7 protein-coding genes are annotated in these 12195 nt (G+C 71.5%); 6 read left to right on the plus strand and 1 reads right to left on the minus strand.

Going from position 1 to position 12195, the window contains the following annotated elements; all coding sequences use genetic code 11:
• Positions 1 to 133: 133 nt before the first annotated feature.
• Both gltB and OIE69_RS29255 read left to right on the plus strand, forming a co-directional pair.
• The gene (gene gltB / locus OIE69_RS29250) at positions 134 to 4720 is read left to right on the plus strand and encodes a glutamate synthase large subunit (protein ID WP_326581444.1); all 4587 of its coding nucleotides are present in this window, start codon (positions 134 to 136) and stop codon (positions 4718 to 4720) included.
• The gene (locus tag OIE69_RS29255) at positions 4713 to 6173 is read left to right on the plus strand and encodes a glutamate synthase subunit beta (protein ID WP_326576895.1); all 1461 of its coding nucleotides are present in this window, start codon (positions 4713 to 4715) and stop codon (positions 6171 to 6173) included. The genes gltB and OIE69_RS29255 overlap by 8 nt, the downstream gene beginning before the upstream one ends.
• A gap of 62 nt (positions 6174 to 6235) precedes the next feature.
• Here the strand turns inward: OIE69_RS29255 and OIE69_RS29260 are convergent, their stop codons facing one another.
• Entirely contained in the window at positions 6236 to 6637 is a 402-nt protein-coding gene (locus OIE69_RS29260; RefSeq protein WP_326576896.1) for a DUF6250 domain-containing protein, read from the minus strand.
• 161 nt (positions 6638 to 6798) lie between these two features.
• Here OIE69_RS29260 and OIE69_RS29265 point away from each other — a divergent pair, with 161 nt between their 5' ends.
• From OIE69_RS29265 to OIE69_RS29280, 4 genes are all read left to right on the plus strand, one after another.
• The gene (locus tag OIE69_RS29265) at positions 6799 to 8115 is read left to right on the plus strand and encodes a DUF2334 domain-containing protein (RefSeq protein WP_326576897.1); all 1317 of its coding nucleotides are present in this window, start codon (positions 6799 to 6801) and stop codon (positions 8113 to 8115) included.
• Between the two features lie 131 nt (positions 8116 to 8246).
• Positions 8247 to 9314, plus strand: a complete 1068-nt coding sequence (locus OIE69_RS29270; protein WP_326576898.1) for a glycoside hydrolase family 113 — start codon at positions 8247 to 8249, stop codon at positions 9312 to 9314.
• 38 nt (positions 9315 to 9352) lie between these two features.
• A complete protein-coding gene (locus OIE69_RS29275; protein ID WP_326576899.1) occupies positions 9353 to 11182 on the plus strand; it encodes an alkyl/aryl-sulfatase in 1830 nt (609 codons plus the stop codon).
• Positions 11179 to 12189 carry an alpha/beta fold hydrolase gene (locus OIE69_RS29280; RefSeq protein ID WP_326576900.1) on the plus strand — a complete coding sequence of 337 codons (1011 nt, stop codon included), beginning with the start codon at positions 11179 to 11181 and terminating at the stop codon, positions 12187 to 12189. The genes OIE69_RS29275 and OIE69_RS29280 overlap by 4 nt, the downstream gene beginning before the upstream one ends.
• Positions 12190 to 12195: the final 6 nt, after the last annotated feature.

Genomic DNA, 12195 nt, shown 5'->3' on the forward strand with positions numbered 1-12195 from the left:
TCAGTCCACATGATGGAACTGGCTATCCACTTTTCGGCCATCCGGCCATCATGTAACCTGCACGAAATCGCAGAGGGCCAACGTCGTCCCTAGTGCGCATGTCATATGCCAGATGACGACGACGGGAGAGCCGATGCGTTCCGCGTCCACGCACCCCCAGGCCGCCGGCGCCGGTTCCGGCCGGGCCCACATGGACGGGCGTCCCGCCCCCCAGGGGATGTACGACCCCCGCAACGAGCACGACGCCTGCGGCGTCGGTTTCGTGGCCACCCTCACCGGTGAGGCGGACCACGCGCTCGTGCAGCAGGCACTGACCGTGCTGCGCAACCTGGAGCACCGCGGGGCCACCGGCTCCGAGCCGGACTCCGGCGACGGCGCGGGCATCCTGATGCAGGTCCCGGACGCGTTCCTGAGGGCGGTCGCCGGCTTCGAGCTGCCCGCCGCCGGCCGGTACGCGGTCGGCACGGCCTTCCTGCCCGTCGAGGACGAGGACCGCCGCAAGGCCGTCGAGTCCATCGAGCGGCTGGCCGCCGAGGAGGGCCTCGCCGTCCTCGGCTGGCGTGAGGTGCCGATCGGCCCCGACACCCTCGGTGCCACGGCGCGCTCGACGATGCCGTACTTCTCCCAGCTCTTCGTCGCGGACGCCGGGGGCGCCCGGACCGGGATCGACCTCGACCGCCCGGCCTTCGTGCTGCGCAAGCGCGCCGAGCGCGAGGCGGACGTCTACTTCCCGTCGCTGTCGGCGCGCACGCTCGTCTACAAGGGCATGCTGACCACCGGCCAGCTGGAGCCCTTCTTCCCGGACCTGTCCGACGAGCGGATCGCCACCGCGATCGCCCTGGTGCACTCCCGTTTCTCCACCAACACCTTCCCCAGCTGGCCGCTGGCGCACCCGTACCGCTTCGTCGCCCACAACGGTGAGATCAACACCGTCAAGGGCAACCGCAACTGGATGCGCGCCCGCGAGTCGCAGCTCGCCTCGGACCTCTTCGACGGGGACCTGGAGCGGATCTTCCCGGTCTGCACCCCGGACGCCTCCGACACGGCGACCTTCGACGAGGTGCTGGAACTGCTCCACCTCGGCGGCCGCTCGCTGCCGCACAGCGTGCTGATGATGATCCCCGAGGCGTGGGAGAACCACGACTCCATGGACCCGGCCCGGCGTGCCTTCTACCGGTACCACTCCACCCTGATCGAGCCCTGGGACGGCCCGGCCTGCGTCACCTTCACCGACGGTTCCGTCGTCGGCGCCGTCCTGGACCGCAACGGCCTGCGCCCCGGCCGCTACTGGGTCACCGACGACGGCCTGGTCGTGCTCGCCTCCGAGTCCGGCGTGCTCGACGACATCGCCGCGGACAAGGTGGTCCGCAAGGGCCGCCTGCAGCCCGGCAAGATGTTCCTGGTCGACACGGTCGGGCACCGGATCATCGAGGACGACGAGGTCAAGGCCCAGCTCGCCGCCGAGCACCCCTACGGGGAGTGGCTGGACGCCGGCCTGATCCACCTCGACGACCTGCCCGAGCGCGAGCACATCGTGCACACCCACGCCTCGGTCACCCGCCGCCAGCAGACCTTCGGGTACACCGAGGAGGAGCTGCGGATCCTCTTGGCGCCGATGGCCAAGACCGGCGGCGAGCCGCTGGGCTCCATGGGCACCGACTCGCCGATCGCGGCGCTGTCCGAGCGGCCCCGGCTGCTCTTCGACTACTTCACCCAGCTGTTCGCGCAGGTCACCAACCCGCCGCTGGACGCCATCCGCGAGGAGCTGGTCACCTCGCTGATCAGCGCCGTCGGACCGTCCGGCAACCTGCTGGAGCCCTCCCCGGCCTCCTGTCGCAACATCACCCTGCCGTTCCCGGTGATCGACAACGACGAGCTGGCCAAGCTCATCCACATCAACGCCGACGGCGACCTGCCGGGCCTGAAGGCCGCGACCCTGTCTGGCCTGTACCGGGTCTCCGGCGGCGGTGAGGCCCTGGCCGCGCGGCTCACCCAGATCTGCGCCGAGGCCGACGACGCCATAGAGGACGGCGCCCGGCTGATCGTGCTCTCCGACCGGCACTCCGACGCCGAGCACGCGCCGATCCCGTCGCTGCTGCTCACCTCGGCCGTCCACCACCACCTCATCCGCACCAAGCAGCGCACCCAGGTGGGCCTGCTGGTCGAGGCGGGCGACGTCCGCGAGGTGCACCACGTCGCGCTGCTCATCGGCTACGGCGCCGCGGCGGTCAACCCGTACCTGGCGATGGAGTCGGTCGAGGACCTGCTGCGCGCGGGCACCTTCCTCCAGGGTCTGGAGCCCGAGGCGGCCATCAGGAACCTGATCAAGGCGCTGGGCAAGGGCGTGCTGAAGGTGATGTCCAAGATGGGCATCTCCACCGTCGCCTCCTACCGCGGCGCGCAGGTCTTCGAGGCCATCGGCCTGGACACCGACTTCGTCGACACCTACTTCCACGGCACCACGACCAAGCTCGGCGGCGCCGGCATCGACGTGGTCGCCAAGGAGGTCGCCGCCCGGCACGCCAAGGCCTACCCCGCCTCCGGCATCGCCCCGGCGCACCGCCGGCTGGAGATCGGCGGCGAGTACCAGTGGCGCCGCGAGGGCGAGCCGCACCTGTTCGACCCCGAGACGGTCTTCCGGCTGCAGCACGCCACCCGCTCGCGCCGCTACGACATCTTCAAGCAGTACACGGAGCGGGTGAACGAGCAGTCCGAGCGCTTGATGACGCTGCGCGGGCTGTTCGCGTTCAAGGACGGCGAGCGCGCCCCGATCCCGGTCGACGAGGTCGAGCCGGTCTCCGAGATCGTCAAGCGCTTCTCCACCGGCGCCATGTCGTACGGCTCCATCTCGCGCGAGGCGCACGAGACGCTGGCCATCGCCATGAACCAGCTGGGCGGCAAGTCCAACACCGGAGAGGGCGGCGAGGACCCGGACCGCCTGTACGACCCGGCGCGCCGCTCCGCGATCAAGCAGGTCGCCTCCGGCCGCTTCGGCGTCACCTCGGAGTACCTGGTCAACGCGGACGACATCCAGATCAAGATGGCCCAGGGCGCCAAGCCCGGCGAGGGCGGCCAGCTGCCCGGCCACAAGGTCTACCCGTGGATCGGCAGGACCCGGCACAGCACCCCCGGTGTCGGCCTGATCTCGCCGCCGCCGCACCACGACATCTACTCCATCGAGGACCTGGCGCAGCTGATCCACGACCTGAAGAACGCCAACCCGCAGGCCCGCATCCACGTGAAGCTGGTCTCCGAGGTCGGCGTCGGCACGGTCGCGGCGGGCGTCTCCAAGGCCCACGCGGACGTCGTGCTGATCTCCGGACACGACGGCGGCACCGGCGCCTCCCCGCTGACCTCGCTGAAGCACGCGGGTGGCCCCTGGGAGCTGGGGCTGGCCGAGACCCAGCAGACGCTGCTGCTCAACGGCCTGCGCGACCGCATCGTGGTGCAGACCGACGGCCAGCTGAAGACCGGTCGCGACGTCGTGATCGCCGCCCTGCTGGGCGCCGAGGAGTTCGGCTTCGCGACCGCCCCGCTGGTGGTGTCCGGCTGCGTGATGATGCGGGTGTGCCACCTGGACACCTGTCCGGTCGGCATCGCCACTCAGAACCCGGTGCTGCGCGACCGCTTCTCCGGCAAGGCCGAGTACGTGGTGAACTTCTTCGAGTTCATCGCGCAGGAGGTCCGCGAGCTCCTGGCCGAGCTGGGCTTCCGCTCGATCGAGGAGGCCGTCGGCCACGCCGAGCTGATCGACACCACCGCGGCCGTCACCCACTGGAAGGCGCAGGGCATGGACCTGGCCCCGCTCTTCCACGTGCCCGAGCTGCCCGAGGGCGCGGCCCTGCACCGCACCACCGACCAGGACCACGGCCTGGGCAAGGCGCTCGACAACGAGCTCATCGCGCTCGCCAAGGACGCCCTCGACAACGGCGACCCGGTCCGCGCCCAGGTCGCGATCCGCAACGTCAACCGCACGGTCGGCACCATGCTCGGCCACGAGGTGACCAAGAAGTACGGCGGCGCAGGCCTCCCCGACGACACCGTCGACATCACCCTGACCGGCTCCGCGGGCCAGTCCTTCGGCGCCTTCCTCCCCAAGGGCATCACGCTCCGCCTGGAGGGCGACGCCAACGACTACGTCGGCAAGGGCCTGTCCGGCGGCCGGGTGATCGTCCGTCCCGACCGCGGCGCCGACCACCTGGCCGAGTACTCGACCATCGCCGGCAACACCATCGCGTACGGCGCCACCGGCGGTGAGCTCTTCCTGCGCGGCACCACCGGCGAGCGCTTCTGCGTCCGCAACTCCGGTGCCACCGTCGTGTCCGAGGGCGTGGGCGACCACGGCTGCGAGTACATGACCGGCGGCCGCGCGCTCGTCCTCGGCCCGACCGGCCGCAACTTCGCGGCGGGCATGTCCGGCGGCATCGCGTACGTCCTCGACCTCGACCCGGACAACGTCAACACCGGCATGGTGAACGTCGAGGACCTGGACGCCGACGACATCAAGTGGCTGCACGACGTGGTGCGCCGCCACCAGGAGGAGACGGGCTCCACCGTCGCCGGGAAGCTCCTCGCCGACTGGGGCCACACCCTCACCCGCTTCGGCAAGGTCATGCCGAGGGACTACAAGGCAGTGCTCGCCGCCAAGAACGCCGCCGAGCAAGCCGGGCTCTCCGAGTCCGAGACCGTCGCGAAGATGATGGAGGCGGCAAATGGCTGACCCGAAGGGCTTCCTCACCACGCCCCGCGAGACCGCTCCGACCCGCCCGGTCGAGGAGCGCAAGCAGGACTGGAACGAGGTCTACGTTCCCGGCGGCCTGCTGCCGATCATCACCAAGCAGGCCGGACGCTGCATGGACTGCGGCATCCCCTTCTGCCACAGCGGCTGTCCGCTGGGGAACCTGATCCCCGAGTGGAACGACTACGCCTACCGCGAGGACTGGAAGGCCGCCAGCGAGCGCCTGCACGCGACCAACAACTTCCCGGAGTTCACCGGTCGCCTCTGCCCGGCCCCCTGCGAGTCCGCCTGTGTGCTCGGCATCAACCAGCCGGCGGTGACCATCAAGAACGTCGAGGTCACCATCATCGACAGGGCCTGGGACAGCGGGGACGTCACCCCGCAGCCCCCGGACCGGCTCTCCGGCAAGACCGTCGCCGTCATCGGCTCCGGCCCGGCGGGCCTGGCCGCCGCCCAGCAGCTGACCCGGGCGGGCCACACGGTCGCGGTGTACGAGCGGGCCGACCGCATCGGCGGTCTGCTGCGCTACGGCATCCCCGAGTTCAAGATGGAGAAGCGGCACATCAACCGCCGCATCGAGCAGATGCGCGCGGAGGGCACCAAGTTCCGTACCGGTGTCGAGATCGGCCGCGACATGGACGGCGCCAAGCTGCGCAAGCGCTACGACGCCGTGGTCATCGCCGCGGGTGCCACCGCGGCGCGTGACCTGCCCGTCGAGGGACGCGAACTGGGCGGCGTGTACCAGGCGATGGAGTACCTGCCGCTGGCCAACAAGGTGCAGGAGGGCGACTTCGTCACCGCGCCGGTCTCCGCCGAGGGCAAGCACGTGGTCGTCATCGGCGGTGGCGACACCGGCGCCGACTGCGTCGGCACCGCGCACCGCCAGGGCGCCCGTTCGGTCACCCAGCTGGAGATCATGCCGCGGCCGTCGGACGACCGCCCGTCGCACCAGCCCTGGCCGACCATGCCGATGACGTACAAGGTCACCTCCGCGCACGAGGAGGGCGGCGAGCGGGTCTACGCCGTCAACACCATGCGGTTCGAGGGCGACGAGGACGGGAACGTCAAGGCGCTGCACCTGGTCGAGGTCGAGTTCCAGGACGGGAAGTTCGTCCCGCAGCCCGGCACCGAGAAGGTCATCCCGGCCGAACTGGTCACCCTCGCCATGGGCTTCACCGGCACCGACCAGCGCAACGGCCTGGTCGAGCAGCTCGGCCTGGATCTCGACGCCCGCGGCAACATCGGCCGCGACAAGGACTTCACCACCAATGTGGACGGGGTCTTCGTCGCGGGTGACGCGGGCCGCGGCCAGTCGTTGATCGTGTGGGCCATCGCCGAGGGCCGTTCCGCGGCCCGCGCGGTGGACCACTACCTCACCGGCGCGAGCATCCTGCCGGCCCCGATCCGCCCGACGGATCGCCCGCTGACGGTCTGACCACCCGTCACACCTGAGACGTCCCGTACAAGGGCGTACGGAACGGAACGCGGCGCCTGCCCTCACCCGACCGGGGGCAGGCGCCGCACTGCGATGTCGTCGAACTCCACCCGGGCGTCCTCGGTGTAGGCGCCCACGGCGCCCCGTGTGTAGGGGCGTTCGGCGTCCGTGTACGCGGTCAGGAAGCGCCCGTCGACCGTGATCGTGAGCGTGCCGCCGCGCTGCTCCACCTCGATCCGGTACCGGTGCCCGGTGGGGAACGGCGCCGGACCGGTGGCCAGGAAGCGCTGGCCGCCCGGGTAGGCCGGATCGCGCTTGCCCAGCTCCCAGCCGTTGGGCTTGAGGGCGAGGTAGTAGAAGTGCTCCGGGTCGCGGTACGCCCAGACCAGCCACGGCACTTCCCAGGGGTTCGGTCGCGGGGTGCGCAGTTGACGGAGCGTCCGGGTCCGCGCCGCGTACGCCATGTCCCCGTACTCCTCCACGGGCCGGCCGCGACCTGGCCGGCGCGCGCGCCCCGCTGGCAGCCGGCTCCGCGCGGGCCGCGGCGGCCGCCGACGCCGGCACCACCGCGCTCGTCCTGTACGACACCGCCGGCCCCTACGGGCACCTCGGCGAGCTGTACGCCATGGCCACCGCCAACCTCGCCGGCCACTTCGGGACCGTGACCGCCAAGCCCGTCTCGCAGTACACCGCGGGCATGGTCGACCAGTACACGGCCACCTACTACATCGGCTCCACCTACTACGGCGGGAGTATCCCGGACGCCGTCCCCGCCGCCTTCTACCAGGACGTGGTCGCCACCACGCGCCCGGTGACCTGGCTCGCCGACAACATCTGGTCGCTGGCGAACGCGACGGGAGTCGCCCAGTTCCAGAACAAGTACGGCTGGGACCCCACCGCGTCGTACTTCGAGGCGAACGGCAGCGTCGGCACCGTCACGCAGGTGACGTACAGGGACCAGGCCCTCACCCGGAAGGTCCCGGCCGGCCAGGACGGCGGCGTGCTGCGGCCCGCCGTCATGTCGGGGCCTGGCTACCCGGCGGTGACTCAACTGGCCACCGCCCGCGACACCAGCACGGGCACCGACTTCCCGTGGGCGGTGCGCTCGGGCAACCTCACCTACGTCGGTGAGATCCCCTTCGCCTACGTCTCCGAGAGCGACCGGATCATCGCCTTCCAGGACCTGCTCTTCGACTCCCTCGCCCCCGCCACCGCCGAACGGCACCGGGCCATGATGCGGCTGGAGGACATCAGCCCCAACTCCGACCCCGCACAGCTGCGGGCCATCGCCGACTACCTCGCCGCGGAGCAGATCCCCTACGGCATCAACGTCATCCCCGTCTACACCGACCCCAAGGGCACGCACAACAACGGCCGGCCGCAGACGGTCACCCTGGTGCAGCGTCCGCAACTGGTCGCCACCCTGAAGTACATGCTCCAGCACGGCGCCGTGCTGATGAACCACGGCTACACCCACCAGTACGGGAACACCGCCAACCCCTACAACGGCGTCACCGGCGACGACTTCGAGTTCTACCGGGCCCACGTCGACGCCTCCGACAACGTGGTCTACGACGGCCCGGTCACCGGGGACTCCGCCCTGTGGGCGCAGACCCGGGTCACCCTGGGCCTGGCCCAGTTCGCCCTGGCGGGCCTGCCGGTGCCCAGGCTGTGGACCACCCCGCACTACGCGGCCTCCGCCACCGACTACAAGGTCTTCGCCCAGAACTACACCGCGCGCCTGGAGCGTTCGCTGTACTTCTCCGGCACCCTCGGCGGCAGCACGGCCGACCCCAACCGCTTCATCGGGCAGTTCTTCCCGTACGTCGTCAAGGACGTGTACGGCACCAAGGTGCTGCCCGAGAACATCGGCAACTACGAGCCCGAGGCCTACAACAACCACCCGGCGCGCCTGCCGGCCGACCTGATCGCCTCGGCCTAGGCGAACCTCGCCGTCCGCGACGGCTACGCCAGCTTCTTCTACCACCCCTACTACCCGGTCCAGCCGCTCAAGGAGACGGTCGAGGGCATCCGCGCCCTGGGCTACACCTTCGTCAGCCCCGCGACCGCCGGATGACCCTGTTCAGGAGGACCGCCGCCGCGACCGTCGCGGCGGCGGTCCTCGCCCTCACCGCCGGCTGCACCACCGTCGGCGCCGCCCGGCCCGCGGACCGTTCCGACGACCGGCCGCACCAGCGCCCCGGGGACGCCGCGGACGACCGCGTCCACGGCATCGCGCTGCCCTCCTGGGCCGCGGACGACTACGACAGCCCCGCGGCCGGGCGCTATCTGCGCGGCATCGCCGCCACCGGCGCGCGGTGGGTGTCCTTCACCCCCACCTGGTACCAGTCCGGGGTCCACGACAACTCGATGCGAACCACCGGGGAGACCGCGAGCGACGACAGCCTGCGGCGGATCGTCCGCGAAGCGCACGCCGCCGGCCTGAAGGTGCTGCTCAAGCCGCATGTCGATCTCACCGGCGGCGGTGACCGGGCCGGCATCACGCCCGCCGACCCCGACGCGTGGTTCGCCTCGTACACCCGCTTCATCACCCACTACGCGGAACTGGCGAGCTCGCTCGGCGTCGAGCGGTTCTCCGTCGGCACCGAACTGGCCGGCACCTCGCGGGACGGGGGGTGCTGGGCGGCGGTGATCCGCGCCGTCCGGGAGGCCTACGACGGTCCGCTGGTCTACGCCGCCAACTACGACGAGTACGAGCACGTCCCCTTCTGGGGCGCCCTCGACCTGATCGGCGTCGACGCCTACTGGCCGCTGGCCGACCGCCCCACCACCGACGCCCGCCGGCTGCGCGACGCCTGGCGGCCCGTCATCCGGGAACTGGCCGGCTACTCCGCCCGGCACCACCGCCGCGTGCTGTTCACCGAGGCCGGGTACGTCAGCCAGCGCGGGGCGACCACGGCGCCGTACTCCTGGACCGTCAGCCGGCAGCCGGGGGAGGCCGAACAGGCGGCCGCCTACGAGACGCTGCTCGCCGCCCTGGACGGGGAGCGCTGGTGGGCTGGGGTGTGCTGGTGGATGTGGGACGACTGGCCGGACAGCGGGGAGACCCCGGCCCGGCTCGCGTACAGCCCGCACGGCAAACCCGCGGAGGAGGTACTGCGCCGCTGGTGGCGCAGATGAGCGTGACAATTCAGACTAAACGCTGACATTGTGTCGTCATGACGGCTCTCGCACCCGGCGCAACCGAGGACACGACGGACTTCGCCGACGCCGACCGGGGATTCCTCGGTGCCCTGACCCCTGGCCGCGTCACCGACGGCGGCGGCCGGGTGGTCTGGGACGGTGACGCGTACTCCTTCCTGCAGGGCCCGTGCCCCGACACCGCGCACCCCGGCCTGTGGCGGCAGAGCCGGCTCGCCTCCCGGCAGGGCCTGTTCGAGGTCGTCGAAGGCATCTACCAGGTACGCGGCCTCGACCTGTCGAACATGACCCTCGTCGAGGGGGACCGCGGGGTCGTCGTCATCGATCCCCTCCGCTCCGCCGAGTGCGCCGCCGCCGCCCTCGCCCTCTACCGCGAGCACCGGGGGGACCGGCCCGTCACCGCGCTCATCTACAGCCACTCGCACGTCGACCACTTCGGCGGGGCCCGCGGCGTCCTTCCGCTCGGTCACGACCCGGTGCCCGTCCTCGCCCCGTCCGGCTTCCTGGAGCACGCCGCCGGCGAGAGCGTCGACGCCGGGGTCGCGATGACCCGCCGCGCCGTCTACATGTACGGCTCCGAACTGCCCAAGGGCCCGGCCGGGCAGATCGGCTGCGGCCTCGGCCAGACCGCCTCCACCGGCACCGTCACCCTGATCCCGCCCACCGTGCACGTCACCCGCACCGGCCAGGACGAGACGATCGACGGGGTCCGGATGATCTTCCAGCTGACCCCGGGGGCCGAGGCGCCCGCCGAGATGAACTTCCACTTCCCCGCCAAGCGGGTGCTGTGCATGGCGGAGAACGCCACCCACACCATGCACAACGTCCTCACCCTGCGCGGCGCGCAGGTCCGCGACGCCCGGCTGTGGGCGCACTACCTCAACGAGTCCCTCGTCCTTTTCGGCAACGCCTCCGACGTCGTCATCGCCTCCCACCACTGGCCGACCTGGAGCCGCGAGGGCATCCACCGGCTGCTGTCCCACCAGCGCGACCTGTACGCCTACCTCCACGACCAGACCCTGCGGCTGATCAACCGGGGCCTCACCGGCAGCGAGATCGCCGAGGAGCTGACCCTGCCCCCCGCCCTGGAACGGCTCGACTCCAACCGCGGCTACTACGGCTCCCTCAGCCATAACGTGAAGGCCGTCTACCAGCGCTACATGGGCTGGTTCGACGGCAATCCGGCCCACCTGTGGCAGCACCCCCCGGTGGCGGAGGCGCGCCGCTACGTGGACTGCCTCGGCGGCACCGACGCCACCGTCGCCAAGGCCAGGGAGTACGCCGAGGCAGGCGACCTGCGCTTCGCCGTCACCCTGCTGGGCCACGCCGTCTTCGCCGACCCCGGGCACGCCTGCGCGGCGGAGGAACTGGCCCTGCTCTACGAGCGCCTGGGGCACGGCTGCGAGAACGGGCCCTGGCGCAACTTCTACCTGATGGGCGCCCAGGAACTGCGGCAGGGCGTCACCCGGACCCCGGTCGTCATCGCCAACCCGGACGTGATGGCCGCCCTCACCGTCGACCAGCTCATCGACTCCCTCGCCATCCGCGTCAACGGCCCCAAGGCGTGGGACGTCCACCTGACCATCGACTGGCGCCTGACCGACGAGCACCGCAGCTGGCACCTGACCCTCTCCAACGGCGCCCTCACCTACTTCTCCACCCAGGACGGGCGCCCCGCCGTACGGCACGCCGACCTCACCCTCACCCTCACCCGGCCCGAGCTGCACCGGCTCCTCGCGGGCGGCCGCTTCGAGGGCGTGGAGCACGAGGGGGACCTGAAGGTGGTCGCGACCCTCGTCGGGCTGCTGGATGCCGCCGACCAGGACTTCCCGATCGTCACACCGTGAAGGTCCCCCGGAGCGCGCCGCGCACCACGGTCCGGCACCGCACCGTCGAAGCGAACGGGATCCGGCTGCACATCGCGGAGGAGGGCGAGGGCCCGCTCGTCCTGCTGCTGCACGGATTCCCCGAGTGCTGGTACTCCTGGCGCCACCAGTTCGGGCCGTTCGCCGCCGCCGGCTACCGGGTGGTCGCCCCCGACCAGCGAGGCTACGGCCGCAGCGAACGGCCCGGCGCCGTCGAGGAGTACACCGTCCTCGACCTCGTCGGCGACGTCGTCGGCCTCGTGCACGCCCTCGGCGAGAGCCGCGCCGTCGTGGTCGGCCACGACTGGGGCGCCCCCGTCGCCTGGCACACCGCGCTGATGCGGCCCGACGTCGTCCGCGCCGTCGCCGGCCTCAGCGTCCCGCCGACCCCGCGCAGCGACGACACACCGCCGTTGCGGTCCATGCGGGAGCTGTACGGGGGGCACTTCTACTGGAACTACTTCGAGCGGCCCGGTGTCGCCGACGCCGAGTTCGCCGCCGACCCGCGGGCCACCTTCCGGCGCTTCCTGTACGGCGCCTGCGGCGACAACCCCGCCAACGACCCGGCTCCGGCGCAGCCCCTCGTACCTCCCGGCGGCGGCTTCCTCGACATCGTCGAGGAGCCCGGGGAACTGCCGGACTGGTTCACCGACGAGGACCTCGACGCCTTCACCGCCGAGTACGCCGAGTCGGGCTTCACCGGCGGGCTCAACTGGTACCGCAACCTCGACCGCAACTGGCGGCTGACCGCGCCCTGGACCGGCGCCGCCCTCCAGGTGCCCGCCCTCTACGTCACCGGCGACCGCGACCTCGTCCACGGCTTCCCGGGGATGTCGGAGCTGATCCCCGTGCTGCGGCAGCTCCACCCCACGCTGCGCGAACCGGTGGTGCTGCCCGGGTGCGGCCACTGGACCCAGCAGGAGCGCCCGGCGGAGGTCAACGCCGTGCTGCTGGACTTCCTGCGGGAGGCCGCCCCGCCCACCGGCTGAGCACGC

Source organism: Actinacidiphila glaucinigra (assembly GCF_035918135.1).
Taxonomy (GTDB): domain Bacteria; phylum Actinomycetota; class Actinomycetes; order Streptomycetales; family Streptomycetaceae; genus Actinacidiphila; species Actinacidiphila glaucinigra.

Coding starts and splice junctions, on each gene's coding strand:
- OIE69_RS29255 (WP_326576895.1), top strand. CDS start 4,713: ATGGCTGACCCGAAGGGCTTCCTCACCACGCCCCGCGAGACCGCTCCG.
- OIE69_RS29275 (WP_326576899.1), top strand. CDS start 9,353: ATGACGGCTCTCGCACCCGGCGCAACCGAGGACACGACGGACTTCGCC.
- OIE69_RS29260 (WP_326576896.1), bottom strand. CDS start 6,637: ATGGCGTACGCGGCGCGGACCCGGACGCTCCGTCAACTGCGCACCCCG.
- gltB (WP_326581444.1), top strand. CDS start 134: ATGCGTTCCGCGTCCACGCACCCCCAGGCCGCCGGCGCCGGTTCCGGC.
- OIE69_RS29270 (WP_326576898.1), top strand. CDS start 8,247: ATGACCCTGTTCAGGAGGACCGCCGCCGCGACCGTCGCGGCGGCGGTC.
- OIE69_RS29265 (WP_326576897.1), top strand. CDS start 6,799: ATGGCCACCGCCAACCTCGCCGGCCACTTCGGGACCGTGACCGCCAAG.